At 32.6% G+C, this 15,929-nt stretch carries 14 protein-coding genes and 1 pseudogene; 2 read left to right on the top strand and 13 right to left on the bottom strand.

Features of this window, described 5'->3' with window-relative positions:
* Window positions 1-92: 92 nt before the first annotated feature.
* The 8 genes and pseudogenes from ACZZZT_RS04250 to gdhA all read right to left on the bottom strand — a co-directional run bounded on the left by ACZZZT_RS04250 (window position 93) and on the right by gdhA (window position 8,701).
* Complete coding sequence (locus ACZZZT_RS04250) at window positions 93-653, bottom strand: hypothetical protein (protein WP_463459517.1); 561 nt, start codon at window positions 651-653, stop codon at window positions 93-95.
* Window positions 581-859: a hypothetical protein gene (locus ACZZZT_RS04245; RefSeq protein ID WP_463459516.1), complete on the bottom strand. Its 279-nt coding sequence runs from the start codon at window positions 857-859 to the stop codon at window positions 581-583. Before ACZZZT_RS04245 ends, ACZZZT_RS04250 begins: the two co-directional genes overlap by 73 nt.
* 11 nt (window positions 860-870) lie before the next feature.
* A complete protein-coding gene (locus ACZZZT_RS04240) occupies window positions 871-1,638 on the bottom strand; it encodes a hypothetical protein (protein ID WP_463459515.1) in 768 nt (255 codons plus the stop codon).
* 8 nt (window positions 1,639-1,646) lie between these two features.
* Window positions 1,647-2,009, bottom strand: coding sequence for a hypothetical protein (locus ACZZZT_RS04235; protein ID WP_463459514.1), 363 nt, complete (start codon window positions 2,007-2,009; stop codon window positions 1,647-1,649).
* A 52-nt stretch (window positions 2,010-2,061) separates the two neighbouring features.
* On the bottom strand, window positions 2,062-3,954 hold the full coding sequence (locus ACZZZT_RS04230; RefSeq protein ID WP_042565517.1) for an outer membrane protein assembly factor BamB family protein: 1,893 nt from the start codon (window positions 3,952-3,954) through the stop codon (window positions 2,062-2,064).
* Between the two features lie 89 nt (window positions 3,955-4,043).
* Window positions 4,044-4,756 (bottom strand): annotated as a pseudogene (gene recO / locus ACZZZT_RS04225) (DNA repair protein RecO).
* Between the two features lie 119 nt (window positions 4,757-4,875).
* Window positions 4,876-7,155 (bottom strand): type IX secretion system anionic LPS delivery protein PorZ, encoded by a 2,280-nt coding sequence (gene porZ, locus ACZZZT_RS04220; RefSeq protein ID WP_463462379.1) that lies wholly within the window; start codon window positions 7,153-7,155, stop codon window positions 4,876-4,878.
* A 202-nt stretch (window positions 7,156-7,357) separates the two neighbouring features.
* A complete protein-coding gene (gene gdhA / locus ACZZZT_RS04215; RefSeq protein WP_042565514.1) occupies window positions 7,358-8,701 on the bottom strand; it encodes an NADP-specific glutamate dehydrogenase in 1,344 nt (447 codons plus the stop codon).
* A 322-nt stretch (window positions 8,702-9,023) separates the two neighbouring features.
* Between gdhA and ACZZZT_RS04210 the strand changes: the two genes are divergently transcribed.
* Entirely contained in the window at window positions 9,024-9,815 is a 792-nt protein-coding gene (locus ACZZZT_RS04210) for a THC0290_0291 family protein (protein ID WP_042565574.1), read from the top strand.
* Window positions 9,816-9,893: 78 nt separating this feature from the next.
* Here ACZZZT_RS04210 and ACZZZT_RS04205 read toward each other — a convergent pair whose 3' ends face one another.
* Entirely contained in the window at window positions 9,894-11,036 is a 1,143-nt protein-coding gene (locus tag ACZZZT_RS04205; RefSeq protein ID WP_463459513.1) for a cystathionine gamma-synthase, read from the bottom strand.
* 105 nt (window positions 11,037-11,141) lie between these two features.
* Here ACZZZT_RS04205 and ACZZZT_RS04200 point away from each other — a divergent pair, with 105 nt between their 5' ends.
* A complete protein-coding gene (locus tag ACZZZT_RS04200) occupies window positions 11,142-11,885 on the top strand; it encodes a DUF3298 and DUF4163 domain-containing protein (RefSeq protein ID WP_463459512.1) in 744 nt (247 codons plus the stop codon).
* 117 nt (window positions 11,886-12,002) lie between these two features.
* Here ACZZZT_RS04200 and ACZZZT_RS04195 read toward each other — a convergent pair whose 3' ends face one another.
* From ACZZZT_RS04195 to ACZZZT_RS04180, 4 genes are all read right to left on the bottom strand, one after another.
* Window positions 12,003-13,154 (bottom strand): DUF5929 domain-containing protein, encoded by a 1,152-nt coding sequence (locus ACZZZT_RS04195; RefSeq protein WP_463459511.1) that lies wholly within the window; start codon window positions 13,152-13,154, stop codon window positions 12,003-12,005.
* 335 nt (window positions 13,155-13,489) lie between these two features.
* Window positions 13,490-14,245 carry an SDR family NAD(P)-dependent oxidoreductase gene (locus tag ACZZZT_RS04190; RefSeq protein ID WP_463459510.1) on the bottom strand — a complete coding sequence of 252 codons (756 nt, stop codon included), beginning with the start codon at window positions 14,243-14,245 and terminating at the stop codon, window positions 13,490-13,492.
* Between the two features lie 92 nt (window positions 14,246-14,337).
* Window positions 14,338-14,844, bottom strand: a complete 507-nt coding sequence (locus tag ACZZZT_RS04185) for a GNAT family N-acetyltransferase (RefSeq protein ID WP_463459509.1) — start codon at window positions 14,842-14,844, stop codon at window positions 14,338-14,340.
* An 18-nt stretch (window positions 14,845-14,862) separates the two neighbouring features.
* Entirely contained in the window at window positions 14,863-15,738 is an 876-nt protein-coding gene (locus tag ACZZZT_RS04180) for an aldo/keto reductase (RefSeq protein WP_073397486.1), read from the bottom strand.
* Between the last annotated feature and the right edge of the window lie 191 nt (window positions 15,739-15,929).

Raw genomic sequence — 15,929 nt, 5'->3', positions numbered from 1 at the left:
GAATCGATTAGTTTCTGGTATTATTCTCAAAACTTTGAGCAAATAAACCAAAAACTAATCGATTCTAAATATCCGTAACAGGATAGTAACAATTATTTAAATCCGCCGAAATATACTTCTTTCATAAAGATTCGATTTCCAAAAACAGGATTAATTTCAATTTTCTCCCTTTGTTCCTGAAAAATCGTTTCTCCGTTAAAATCTTCAATTTCATAATTGATTTTGTACGGAATTTTTCCAGAATTTAATGCTGCAACCGGACGATAATCTCCAAAAAGTTTTTTCTCAAAAAAGCTCTTGTTTCCGTTATCAAATTCAGTTTTTTCGGTAGAAACGATATTGAAATTTTCTTTATCAATAAAAACGTGATAATCTGTTTTAGGAATTGTTCTGTTGCCCGTACTTAACGTTTTTTCAAAATAATTCAAATGATAACACATTCTTCCTTCGTACATTTCATCTTGCAGAACTTCAAAATTATTCCACAAATCAAGTCTTAGATCTGTAAGGAAATTTATTAAGTCTACATTTTTAGACAAATTGCCAAAATCATACGGTGTTAATTTTGTCCATTTTGCATTTAATCCGCTTTCGCGATCGTCATGGCTCCAGGCTTCGGCTCCATTAACGATTTCATAATAGCTTTCGGGCATTTTTTTCTAAGAAGATAATTCGAGTTGGTTGCCCATTTTTCTTCTGTTTGAGATACATTATTTCCTTCAATTTTTAATTTCGAAAACAAATGTGCTTTTTCGACTTTTTTTAAGGCTTCACTTCCTCCTAAATTAGCAACCACTTTTGACAGTAAATTAGCATTTAGCTGATACGGAATCGAATCAAGCATATTAAATCTTTGCATTCTTGCTTTCTCTACGCTTGCTTCTCTGGCCGCCTTTTCAACTTCCCATTCTGCTTCTTGTTGCGATATTTTTTCAAAAAAGCTAATCTTTTTTCTTCTTTTTCCTCGGCAATTTTAACACCTAATTTTTTAAGATCGGCAAAACGGGTGGTATGGCTTCTTATTTTTTTATCCGCAAAATAACCATTATTTACTTTTTTAATAATCGAAGATCCTCGTGAATCCTGTTTGTCATTCTCGACAAGTAAATTGGCATACGTTAATGCTTTTTCTTTGTTTTCAAGTAAAAAATAAGTCTCAGCCAAATTGTTGGTTACAATAAAGCGGATGTTTTCATTTACAGGCGAAGGAGGGTATTTAACCAGCAAGCTTTCCAGATATTGCAAATGTGGTGTCAGCAATTTTTCATCTAAACCTTTTTCCAGGGTCACTTTTTCCATCTGAGCCGTTATTTCGTTCTCAAATGCCAACATTTGGTTGTATTCAGAATGCCCTTTAGAAGTTACAAATTCAAATTTTATTTTGGCTTCGTCTACATAATAAGCCAATTTATAATTTAGAAAATTCTGAATTCTGTCGACAGAACTAAAAATGATATGATCTATCCCTAATTCTTCTGCTGTATAATCACCGTCTTTTTCAGCTTGTGCACTTCTTTTATTACTTAGCTCAACAGCAAGTTTCACCTTACCTTTTTCGTACATACCTCCAACTATATGTGATTCCGTACTATTAAAATCCTGAGTAAATAAAATTTTATCTCCACACTTAGCATCCACTTTTATTCTTACATCATAATTAGAATAAACCTGAAATTCCCAGCTGTTTCTTTTTTATCAAACGTACTATCTACTTTCGTTGCATTGAACTTAGGCAACGCAACGGTCAAGAAAATTTTTAGTTTTCCGTTTGCAGGATCTTTTATAAAACCATCTATGTGAAAATATTTTTTCTTTAAAATAATCTCCTCTTGAATCAACTCTTTATCCATTTGATAAAAAGTGGTTTGCGTTAGAGCATTATCAAGAACAGGAAATTCTGAATATTTTATTACGGGTATATAAAATTTCTTCTTTTTTGAATTTATTTTTTCTTGTGCCTGAATTGAGGTAATTACAAGCAGAATAATAAAGAGTAAAGTTTTTTTCATAGGCAAAAAAAGCCATCAGAAGTAAATCCTGATGGCTTTTATATGTTTATTATTATTTTTTGTTGAAGATTTGAATAGACTTGTCTGAAACATAAAAAATGTTTTGTGTCGCAGGATCTATTTCATAAAGTGGTTTGTTGTTGTTGAAGATAATTTTGTCAACTTCAACTCCGTCAGCTTTATTCACTTTAACTAATATTTTTTCTCCTGTATCTGCTTTTGCAAAAATATAAGAGTAATCTCTGTTTTGTTTCATTGCGTTGAAACGTTTGTCAAATTTAGCCGCTACCAATCCCAAAGCTGCTGAACCAGCTGCCATATCTCTTGATTGTTTCATTTTTGATGAATTCTCTTCTCTAACAACAGTAGATCTCATGTTTCCGTTAGAATCACGATATGTCATTGTTAATTCAGAACCTTGTATAGCACTTACTCCAGAACCAATTCCTAAACCAATACTTCCTGCAATGGCAGCACTTTTAAGTAAACGTCTTGTTCCTTCGCCTGGTTGTGTGTATACGTGGTGGTATTTTACAGTTCCGTCCAGATTAACTCCCATTACTTCAACTGGGCCGGAAAGAACAACTCCCCAAGGGAATAATTCGATACTGTTTAATTCTTTTTCTTTTTTTATGTTTACTTTAGCAAACGGCTCTGGCTTATCGCTGATGCTTGGGTCAAATTTGTATAATTTTTCGTCGTTGTAAACTAAGTAAGAGTTTGTTGCTTCGTCGTAAGTTGGTAAAACCGGACGGCTTTTATCAAAATTGATGTTACGTTTCCAAAGTTTAATTCCGGTTTTGTAATCAACCATGTTTCCGTAAGTACCAGTTAAGTACATTACTTTTTCACCTACTTTACCTAAGTAATAAATTGGATCTTCTTTGTCATCAGAAATTTCGATGAATTTTTTCCAAAGTTTTTCTCCGTCTTTATTGATCAGCATCATTTCATTTTCTGCAACATACAAGAAATCCTGATCGATAGGAATTACTCTTTTCAATCCATCTCCACGTGCATCTTTTTTCCAGATTTTTTCTCCTGTTTTTAAATCAAAAAAGTTAAAACCACTATTGTGAGCCACCAATAATTTTGTTCCCCAATCTTCTAAATAAACAACTTGTTTTGTTTTGATAGATTCTTTCCAGATACTTTTTCCGTCATCTGTACTTAAAACATTTAAATATTGTTTGTTAGAAAATAAACCTGCAGCGTTCACTACAACAATATTTTTGTCATTTTGAGTTTCATAGAATTTTGTATATTCTTCAGCTGCTTTCCAGTTTAATTTTCCCGTTTCTTTATCAAAAGAATACAAATTACCGTAAAGTAAATAATAAACAGTATTTCCGTGAATTTTTGCTTTGTTGGTATTAGCAGATAATTTCAAAGAAAAACTAATCATTGCTTTTGCTTTGTCAACAGTTGTAGTCCATTTAAGTTCCCCTGTAGCCATATCCAATAAAGCAATTGCCATATCTCCGTCTTTTTTCAAAGTAAGAAGATATTCATTAGTTTCAGGAATAAAATCTGATTGAAATACCCAGAAAGATTCTTTAGAAGAATTGTAAACAACTTTTCCTGTATCTGTATTAATAATTAAATACTTTGAATTGATATAAGCTTCAACATAAGGACTTCCCGAAACGGTTGTTAAGTCTCTTTTGTCTTTGAACATGTTTCCAAAATCTGGATCAGTTAATATATCTTTAGACGTAATTGTTCCAAAATCTTCTTTCGTTAAAGTCCAGACAACTTTTTTTGTTTCAGGATCTAAACCTTTTACAGTTCCACCTTCTTTAAAAACAACAATTCCTGTTATTTCGTTTTGAACAATATCCTGTACACTGTTCTCTGTTGTGATTATTTCATCGTATTTTCTTTGAGCAGTCGCCGAAAAGGCAACTAAGAAAAGCAAAATAATCGAAAAAGTAATTTTCTTCATAGTTGTTAGCTTATAAAATTAATAAATTAAGTATGGGCAAATTTTTGATCTCACTAATCGTTTGCGAATATATATAAATTATAGTTTAATTAAGAAAAAATTTCCCTCAAAACATCTAGCGATTTTGGCCTCTTAAATCCCTCTAAATGAAAACTATAATAGTCAATTAGAACTTTTAGTAAGACTTGTCTTTCAACCACATGAAATACCCTTTGATCGTTGTCAAATTTTAGGTCAATTAATTTTTTAAACAGATTTGTTTCATGCTCCGTTAAGGCATTTATTCCATGAAAAAGTGTAAAAATGCCATCGTTCATTTCAAAAAAAGGCAAATCAATTTCGGAAACATCCGGATAAAAACCCAAATATTTTGTTGCCTCTAAAAGTAGGATTAAATGAAAATTGGAAACTTCGTCGTGATGGTCAAACCAGATTAAGGCGCTTTCTAAAAATTCAAAAAGTGATTCGTTTTTTCTTCTTCCTGAATAGAATGATGCAGCATTTCTGAAAGAAACATTACAATAGTACTTTTTACAATGTCGGTATGAATGGTTTGAAAAGGAACTGCCGTTTTTATTTCTTTTAAATTTTCAAGCGTGCCTTTGTTCTTATGAACAGCTTCAATTTCTAAAATCGAAAATGGCTGGAAATAAGCAATCTTCTGACTGGTTTTTCGATTTGAAAAAGCGTCACGCACAAAATAAGATTTCAGTCCGCTTGAAAGTGTAAAACATTTTACGATCAAACTTTTTTCCTGAAATTTTAATGCTGAAATAACAATTGCTTTGGTTTTGACTAACAATTTAGATTTTAGATTTTAGATTTTAGATTATTAGACTTCTTAATATATTAGACTTTTGATTGTAGTCATTAATTAGATTATTTAATCCAAATAATTATCTAATTATCTCCATTTCCACATTATCTAATTATCATTACTTTCTTCACTTTCGTTTCGCCACCGTCCTGAGCAGAAATAAAAATCATATACACGCCAGAAGCCACTTTATATCTTCCAAAAGCTGTTGTATCCCACTCAATTGTTCCTCCTGCCGAAGTTGCTTCGTAAACTAAACTTCCGGTAATATCGGTAATTTTTACATTGGCTTTATCCAGCAAACCTGCAATTTTTACAGTTCCCGTAAACTCCGGACGTACCGGATTTGGGTATACATATACACTATTCAGATCTTCGTTGGCACCTGTTGCAATACCGCCAAAAGAAATTAATCCTTTATTGGTTGCAATAAAAACTTCTCCGGTTGTACTGTTGATTTTTATATCGTTGATGGTATTACTTGGTAAAGGTGAATTATTTATAGTAAAATGATATTTCGTTTCCTGGCCGTTTGGTGAAACCATAAAAACTCCCGAATCTGAAGTTCCAATCCATTTATTATTGGCTCCGTCGACCACAATCGAAGTAATGAATTGCTCATACAATAATTCCTGAGCCAGATTATCATCTATAATAATGATTGCATTTGCCGTTAACTGACTTTCTGTTTGAAAACTGCTTACGTTTGACAAAACCCGTAATCCTTTTGTGGTTCCAATCCACAACTGGTTTTTAGTATCAACAGCCAATGCACGAACATCTACAGAAGGTAAATTCCCAACATCGGTACCAAAAGTCATTTTTTTTAAGGTATTGGTAGTTTCGTTAAAACCCACTATTCCTTCTCTGTAAGTAGCGATCCATTTTGTATTATTTTTATCTACAACAAGCCCGCCGTAAGAATTGTTTTCAACATTATTAAGAATCGTTGCCAGCGAGTAACTGCCCCATTGTCCGTTTGTTTTTAAAACTTTTAAACCATTTTTAACCCGGCTATTTGTTATCCATAAATTTCCTGATTTATCAAAAGCTGTTGCGTTGGCACGAATGTCTACAACATTATAATTATCAACTTTTAAACTTTCCAGACTGCTGTTTTTTTCATTATATAAAATAGTCGGAGTATCGTTTTCTAATTTTAATAGACCTGAGAAAAAGGAACTTGCATAAACCTGATTGTCATTATTCGGATTAATAATAACACGAGACATTGATTTTGCATCAAAAACATCTTCGTAAGGAATATTTAACCAGCCTGAAGTATTGTATTTACTAATACCGTAACTATCTAAAGGATAAGGATTATAACTCAAATCATAATCTCCATAAACAGCCCAAACACTGTTTGGACTAACATCTAATGAGAAAATACTGTTTCGTACCGGCCCAATTGGTGTTATATTTTCGAAAGCTGAATTTCCGGAAAGAGTTGAAGAAAATAATCCACTTTCTTTTGTCCCGATATAAATCACATCTCCAACAGCTGTTGCACAAGTAAAACTTAAGGCATTATCTAAAACCTGAGTATTGGTTATTTGACGATTTAAAACCATTTTATTGTTATAAACATAAACCGAATTTGCTGTTGTAATAAACAAATTATGATTTTCTGCTTTCATATCCGCAGAAGGCTGCGAAAGCTGTAAAAACCCAATAAATGTATTTGAATTAAATCGATGAATATATCCAACTGAATTAATTGCAATAAGTTCTGTATCCAGCGCTTCAACGCTTGACCAGTCGCCGGAATTTACAATGCCCCATTGATTAAAGTCAATTAAGTTAGGACTTGTACTATTTGCTCTTCGAATACCGCTGGAAGTTGCTGCGTAAATAAATCCGTTAAAAAATGCGGTTTGTTTTACACTAATTTCGGCTCCGTTATCGCCTATAAAATAAGTATCACCAAACTGAGAAGTAGTTAAATTAAATTGTACAATACCAAAATCACATGAAACATAAATCAAGCCATTATATTCCATAAAATGATTGACTTTTTTAATATTGGCGGCCAATTGTTTATTAATGATATCGACTTTTTTTATTATACTTCCGTCAGTTTCATTGATTACAATGATCATCCCGTTTTCGTAACCTATAATTGTCTTTTTGAAAGTTTCACTATGATATATTGCCGAAATTGTTTGTCCCGAAAGTCCATCAATTGTAGTGGTTGTTTTAACAGTATTTGAAATATTGCTTTTAGAGAACAAAGCATTTTCTGAAGCAGCAAAAACAGTTGTTGAACTTTCTGAAATATCTTTTATTTCATTAAATGAAAAATAACCTTGCCACGATAAAGTATTCTGTGCAAAACTTAATTGCATAAAAATAAAAAACAAAATATACAGAAACCTTCTCATCATATTAAATATATTCGGATAGGCAAATATACTACAAACCAAAGTATTTGAATTTTGTTCTGTATAAAATGATTTTCCTTATAATTATCCACCACGATTTCACGAATTTTTTCATTATTTAATTCGTGAATTCGTGGCTAAAATAAAAAAGCCCTCATTTATCATAAAGAAAATGAGGGCTTTTGAAAATTATATTTAAAAATTAAACTACACCTTGCGCAAGCATAGCATCGGCAACTTTAACAAATCCGGCAATGTTTGCTCCTTTTACGTAGTTTACATAGCCATCTTCGCCCATTCCGTATTTTTTACATTGGTTATGAATTCCAACCATAATATCTTTTAATCTCAAATCTACTTCTTCGCTTGTCCAGTTTAAACGAATTGAGTTTTGTGTCATTTCAAGACCAGATGCAGCAACTCCACCGGCATTTGCAGCTTTTCCTGGCGCGAATAAAACTTTATTATCCAGGAATAATTTTATAGCGTCTAATGTTGAAGGCATATTTGCAGCTTCGGTTACACATAAAACACCATTATCGATCAATTTTTTAGCATCTTCGCCTGTCAATTCGTTTTGAGTAGCACACGGAATAGCGATATCAACTTTTACTTCCCATGGACTTTTCCCTTTATGAAAAACAGCGTTTGGATATTTCTTAGTATAAACTTCGGCTCTGTTATCACCAGTTGCTCTCATCTCTACCATATGCTCGATTTTTTCTCCAGAGATTCCTTCTTCATCATAAATGTATCCATCAGGTCCGGAAATAGTAACTACTTTTCCACCTAATTCATTTATTTTTAAAGCAACTCCCCAAGCCACATTTCCAAATCCGGAAATTGCTACCCTTTTACCTTTAATTTCATGTCCGATAGTACGCAACATTTGATCTGTAAAATAAACAACTCCATATCCTGTAGCTTCAGGACGAATTAATGAACCACCATATGCAAGTCCTTTACCGGTTAGAACACCTGTAAATTCATTTCTTATTCTTTTATATTGACCAAATAAATAACCAATTTCTCTTGCACCAACACCAATATCTCCGGCAGGCACATCTAAATCAGGACCAATATGGCGACATAATTCTGTCATGAATGATTGACAGAAACGCATGATTTCACCATCAGATTTTCCTTCAGGGTCAAAATCAGAACCACCTTTTCCACCACCCATAGGAAGTGTTGTCAAACTATTTTTGAAAACTTGTTCGAAAGCTAGGAATTTCAAAACTGATAGGTTTACAGTGTGATGAAATCTGATTCCGCCTTTGTATGGTCCAATTGCAGAGTTCATTTGAATTCTAAAACCTCTGTTTACAATTATTTCTCCTTTGTCATCTACCCATGGAACTCTAAAAATTATAGAACGTTCTGGCTCAGCAATTCTAAGAAGTAAGTTTTTTCCATCATATTTTTTTCGCTCTGCAATAAATGGAATTACCGTTTCTGCAAATTCTCTAACGGCTTGAAGAAATTCTGGCTCGTTTGGATTTTTTGACTCGACTAGAGCCATAAACTCATTAATTTTTTGTTCCATTTTGAAATAAATTATTCAAGTAAATATTTAAATTTTAGCACAATAAACAAGAAAATACGTTTAAGAAAACGTTTTCGTTTTAACAAACAAAGATATAACAAAATGCTAACCGAATGTTATTTTTTTTAATTCTAAAGAGTGAATTATATAATTTTCAAACATTCCTAAATATAGCATTTACCACATCTCTATTTAATTCAAATCATCACAATTAAAGTTAACAAATTAAGTATTTTGTTACTTATTTTTTAATACGTTAATTTTATATTTTGAATCGTACATGTTTTTTATATATTTGCCAAGATTTGAAAGCCCAAACAACATGCTTAAACCAATAGTACTCACATTATTCGCCTTTTTAGGAATCACTACAACTGCCTTTGCTCAATCTGATTTAGCACAAGAAGTAGGAATAATATTCGGACCTGTATCTTTTCAATCTGATTTTGGAGAACGCCACGATATGAAAACCAATGTTGGTAACTCAGGTTTTGGTGTAGGATTAGTTCACTTTATTAACTTTTCTGCAAATAATAACAGAGAAAGTTTCTTTACAGAACATTTTAAAGTTAGATCTGAATTATCTTTTAACAAAACCAATCTTGAGCATTATGGTCAATGGGTGGATAGAGAAGAACAAAAGGGACTTGTCCAACATCTAAGAGCGATGAAAGGAAGCACAACTTTAGTAAACCTTGGATCTCAATTAGAATTTTCTTTTATAAAAATTCATGACTTCGAAAACTCAGTTGGCAGCTTTAGTCCTTATTTAAGTTTAGGATTTCAGGCAAGTTATTATTCTACAAAAGTAGGATCAAGATTGGGTCAATTAGGACTTCCTTCAACAACTTTTGCAAAATACCTTACTCCTTCGGATGGTCGCCCTTATGGTTTTTCTAGCGAAAACGGCGTTGTACTATCTGTAGTTACCGGAGTTGGGGTTCATTATAAACTAACCGAAATGAGCGATTTAATGTTTGATATTCGTTATCAAGGATTCAATTCTGACTGGGTTGATGGTTTAAATCCAAACAAAGATATTTATAAAGAAAATAAATCAAACGATTCTCAGGTTTGGTTCAACGTAGGATACATTATGTATTTAGAATTTTAAAGAAATCTCAAAATAAAAAAATCCCAAATTCCAAAATGATTAACATTGGAATTTGGGATTTTTTATTTGTGATAATTTTTATGCTAAAGCCTGCTCTATATCAGCAATTAAATCTTCTGCATCTTCAATACCAACACTCAATCGAACCAGGTCGTCGGTAATGCCAACTTCGGCTCTCTTATCTGCAGGAATAGAAGCGTGTGTCATCAAAGCCGGGTGATTGGCCAAAGATTCAACTCCACCTAAAGATTCTGCCAGAGTAAACACTTTCAATTTCTCTAAAAACGCAATCGAATCTTCTTTTTTACCAGAAACAAATGTAAAAGAAACCATTCCTCCAAAAGCTTTCATTTGCTTCTTTGCAATTTCATGAAACGGATGACTCGGTAATCCAGGATAATAAACTGTTTTGATTTTTGGATGGTTACTTAAAAATTCAACCACTTTTTCTCCATTTTCACAATGTCTTTGAACTCTTAATGAAAGCGTTTTAATTCCTCTTAAAACCAAAAAACTATCCATTGGACCAAGAGTTGCACCGGTTGCAAATTGCTGAAAATGCAATTGTTCTCCTAAAGCTTCATCTTTTACAATTAAAGCTCCCGCTATTACATCAGAATGTCCTCCTAAATACTTTGTAGCAGAGTGCATTACAATATCGGCTCCCAAATCAAGAGGTTTTTGTAAATAAGGCGTTGCAAAAGTATTATCAACAGCAAGCCAAATTTTCTTCTCTTTTGTGATTTTTGAAATTTCTTCAATATCAGCCAGTTTCATTAAAGGATTTGTTGGTGTTTCAACCCAAATCAATTTTGTGTTCTCATTAATTAATGATTTCAATTTTGCAATATCAGTCATATCAACAAAATGAAATTTAATTCCTGAATCTTTATAAATTCTCGAAAACATTCTATAAGTTCCACCATATAAATCATCCATTGCAATGACTTCATCTCCGGCTTTAAATCCTCTTAAAATACAATCTGTTGCTGCCAATCCAGATGAAAAAGCCAATCCGCGAGTACCATTTTCAATACTTGCCAAAGCATTCTCTAATGCTGTACGAGTTGGGTTCGATGCACGGCTATATTCATAATCACCCAAGGGTTGTCCCGGACTTGTTTGAATATAAGTTGAAGTTTGATATACCGGAGGCATAACAGCTCCTGTACTTGGATCATGATGTTGACCACCATGTATTACTTTAGTATTGAATTTCATATAGTTACGTATTTTAAACTCTGTTTTAGATTACAAATTTACCGTTTAATTTATTTTAATCCTGATACAACTTCTTACCTTTGTATATAATTAACACTTTTAGATATGAAACAGTATAGTTTTTTAGTCTTTTTGTTTCTATTATTCACTAGTTGTAACAAGGGGCTTTCATTTGAAAATGAAACATTTGAAAAAAAATCTACCATACCATGTAAAATCGATTGTCCACAAATTACGATTGACATTCCTATTGCAAAAAATATTCCTGTTGTTGCAGACAGCATAAATAAAAAACTCTTTTTGGTAATAAAAGAAATTGTTTATTTTGGAGAAGAACCTCTAAAACTAAATGATTACAACACATTGGCCGCTTCATTTATTGCTTCTTACGAAGAAATGCATGAAAAATTCCCCAACGAAACATTTGGATGGGAAGGAAAAATTAAAGGAAACATAGAATTTGAATCCGACCAGATTATAAATATTAAACTAGATCATTACACTTTTACCGGAGGCGCTCACGGATATCAGGGATATCGCTCTTTATTATTTAATCCGAAAACTGGAAAAACCATTTTTAATGATCAGATTTTTAAAAATGAAAAGGAATTTAAGGCTTTCGCCGAAAAGGAATTCCGCAAGAAATATAAAATTCCATCAAAGTCAAATATTAATGCAACTGGCTTAATGTTCGAAAATGATAAATTTCACCTCCCCCAAAATATTTTTTATACAGAAGAAGGTTTGCTTTTATATTACAACTCTTACGAAGCCGCTTCGTATGCTGATGGTCCAAAAGAAATACTTTTCCCTTATGACAAAGTCAGTAAATATTTGAAATATCTATAATTGAAGAAAACAAATTTGGCTAAATCTGGATGTAATTCAAAAAATAATCACTTTGAGTTAGACGCACTGCTGTGCGTCTCTACGAGAAAACCTTTGTAACTTTGCACCTCTGAACCTTTATTTCGAACCTTCCTGAAAATCATATTTCATCTTCCTCAAAATCCTCAATGCTTCTTTAAAAGATAAATAAACTTGCGAAAAAGGCTTTAAAAGCAATTTCGAATCGATTAATTTTTGTTTTGCATCATCAAATCCATTCAAATAACAAATCATAAAAGTCGAAGGAAGATTCTCTAAGTCTTTTTCTTCCCGTTCAGATAAAACAGAACCTTTTTGCAGTTTTTGAAGCAAAGCCATATTCGAATTATAAATATGAAAAAGCATTGGTCTGTTGAATTCCGGAGGCTGAAAAAGCATTTTCCGATCGATTTTATAATAACCGTTATCAAAAAACCGAATCGTTTGCTCTTCAAGAGGATAATAACTCGTTTTATCATTTAATCCTAACGGAACATATTCGGTTATTGTAAAACTATCATCATCAAAAACAATTGTAACAACATCCTGAGCGGAATAAAAAAGTTTAATTTGTTCGTTGATTAATTCGATATCTACGCGGGAAAGAAAAGTTTTATCACGGGACTTTTTAGGAACTCCTGCCCAGCAAATCACAAATAATTCCTTAAAAACATAATATTTGGGCGACATGTCTTTATGCCTGAAATTCATAAAATCGATAACGCCGTCAAGAGTATATTGAATACTGTTGCGCGAACTATTTTCGATTCCAATAACAGTTTCTGTATTTTGGTAATTTTTCTCTACTTCACCTTCAAACGGAATAGAATTACTGCCTCGCCTAATAAAAACACTATTGGGGAGAATGGTATGAATTCCTTTTTTGAAATAAGAAACTTTGTTTTTAGGTTTAATAGTTACCAATCCAATTACTCTGTCTTTTGGAAGATTTGGGAATGGGACGTTTTCGTATTGAATTTTTGGTGGATTTTCTAAAAAGGCATTAACGAGATTCTGAATTCGGCTATCGTCAAAGAAATCGTCGCCAACTATTTCATTGTCCTGATCTTCTACACCAACCACGATATAAGAATTATTGGTTGGGTTTGAATTTGATAGCGCACAAATGTGTTTCAAAAATTTTCCTTTTCCTTCGCGTGTATGCAAATTCAACTGTCTTTTTTTATCATAAAAACTGCTCTCGTCATTATGAGCGAGTAAGTTTTTGATTAAAAGACGTTTGTTGATCATTCTTTTTAGATTGTTAGACTGGCTTAGATTTTTAGACTTCTTAGAATATTGACTTTCAGATTTCTAAATTAATCTAATTTTCTAAGAAGTCTAAAATTCCAGATTATTTTATTGACAATAATAATGCTCCAGCGGAGCATTATATTTATAGCTAATTAACACCCCCTATAAAAAGCTCCAGAGAAGCGATATTAGACTTTCTATATAATCATTCAAATATTTCACCCCGCTGGGGTTCTATCGGATAAATTTATAAATATCTATAAATATGATGTCCCTCTGGGACTTGGATATTGTAACTTTCTTTAATTAATCTTAAAATCAGAAAATATAACTTAAATATTTTTCTTAACAATCGTCGACGATGCCTGTGCCGTACTCATTACCATCAAATCGGCAATATTTACGTGATACGGTCTTGAAACCACAAAATGAATAATATCTGCAATATCTTCTGCCTGCAACGGATCAAATCCTTTATATACATTCGAAGCTCTTTCTGCATCGCCTTTAAAACGCACTTCACTAAATTCTGTCGCCACCATTCCCGGATGAATTGCGCCTACGCGAATGCCATACGGATTCAAATCTATTCGCATTCCTGCCGTGATTGCGTCAACAGCATGTTTTGTTCCGCAATACACATTTCCGTTCGGATAAACTTCTTTTGCGGCTGTTGAACCAATATTGATAATATGTCCCGATTTTCTAGCCGTCATTTGTGGAATCACAGCTTTTGAAATATACAAAAGACCTTTTACATTAATATCAATCATCGCGTCCCAATCGTCAAGATCTCCGGTTTGAATCGGATCTAAACCATGAGCATTTCCGGCATTATTAATTAAAATATCAATTTGTGAAAATTCTGCCGGTAATGAATTGATGTTTTCAAAAACAGCCTCTTTATCACGAACATCAAAAGAAAGCGAATGTACTTCTGTAAATTCAGAAAGTTCTTTTTCAAGTTCTGTTAAACGTTCTTTACGTCTTCCGCAAAGGATAATTTTATAGTTATTTTTTGCCATTATTTGCGCAGTTGCTTTTCCAATTCCGCTTGTGGCACCAGTAATTAAAACTGTTTTTTTCATTTTATTTATTGTTTTTTGCCACAGATTAAAGGATTCTCACAGATGAAAAAATCATTTTTATCTTGTAATCTGTGGCAAATATTTCTTAGTTCTCAATTTTTATTATTCCATTCCTCTAAATTCAACACCATATTCACCGCCGTCCAGGTTTCACCATCAACTTCTCTTAATAGTTTTTTATCAGGATTCATTTTGAAACCGACTTTTTCATAACACTTTATTGCGCCAATATTAAAATCAAAAACGTTCAATTCAATGTATCTTTCTTTTCTATTTTCAAGAATGAATTTCACTAATAAGATTATCATTTGCTCTCCAATTCCTTTTCCCCTTTGGTTTTGATCAATAATCAGGATTCGACCCAGCTTTGCAGAATCGTTATTAAAATAAATTTGACCATGTCCAATAGTACTTCCATCCGAAGAATTGGCAACTCTAAAAGCAATTCTGTTTTTATCAGAAAGTGTTTTATTAATTTGCTCTTCCGTTAAGGGAAAAGTAAATTCCGGGCCGCCAAACTGCATTAAATCCTTTGCATTTTTTACCGAATCTATCAATTCAGTATAGTGTTTTTTATCAAATTTTTCTAAGTGTATCATTTTTCAGAAATGCATTATTTAAGGCACATCGTCGCCCATACTTTCTGTCCAGATTGCAAACCAGTCTTCTTTATCCATTTCTAATTCAACTGCTTTCATCAAAGATTGAATTCTGGCAACATTAACAGTTCCTGCAATTGGAACAACTTTAGCAGGATGTTTTAAAATCCAGGCCAATAAAAGTGTATCAGAACCAAAACTATATTTTTGAACCAATTCTGAAAGTAATTTTTTTAAACGACGTGTTTTCTTGGTGTCTTCTCTAAAAACAGTTCCAAGCGGATTCCACGACAACGGACAAATCTTGTGCGTTTGCATATAATCTAAACTTCCGTCAGTCATTGCTTCATAATGAGTTGCAGAAAACTGCACCTGATTATAGCTCACTTCTGTTTTCTGGCGAATTAATTCGGTTTGAGAACTCGTAAAATTTGAAAGTCCAAAATCAATAATTTTTCCTTCCGATTTTAATTTCTCAACAGCCTCTGCAATTTCATCTGCCTGCATTAACGGACTTGGCCTATGTAATAAAAATACATCAATAAAATCTGTTTTTAATTTCTTCAGAGATTCTTCAACAGACCAAATAATATACTCTTTCGAATATTCATAATGTTTGATTTTGTTCTCCGGACGTTTTTCGGCAATCATCTGAATTCCGCACTTGGTAATTAACTGTAATTTTTCGCGTGAAATCTTGCTGGCGTGAAATGCTTTTCCAAAATCTGCTTCGGTGGTATAATCTCCGTAAATATCGGCGTGATCAAAAGTAGTAATTTTGTTTTCGATACAAATTTGTATCATGTTTTCCATTTCTTTAGTGGTAAGGTTTTTATCCCATACCCCCCAATTCATAGTACCCGAAATTATGGGTGATAATGCTGTTTTGCTCATGGTTTTATTGCGTTATTTTTGGTAATAAATATGCTTTAATAAAACATATCGACCAAAGTTCTTAAAAATATAAAAATAGATTCACAATTCGTCCTTAAAATTAGGTCTTTGGTCGAAGTTTTAACCATTCTTTAACATCTTACTTCTCAAAAAATATTCAATTTGCACTCTCAAAAGTTAGACATAAAAAT

Source organism: Flavobacterium sp. AC274, assembly GCF_979258275.1.
This window is presented reverse-complemented; position numbering and strand designations above follow the sequence as displayed.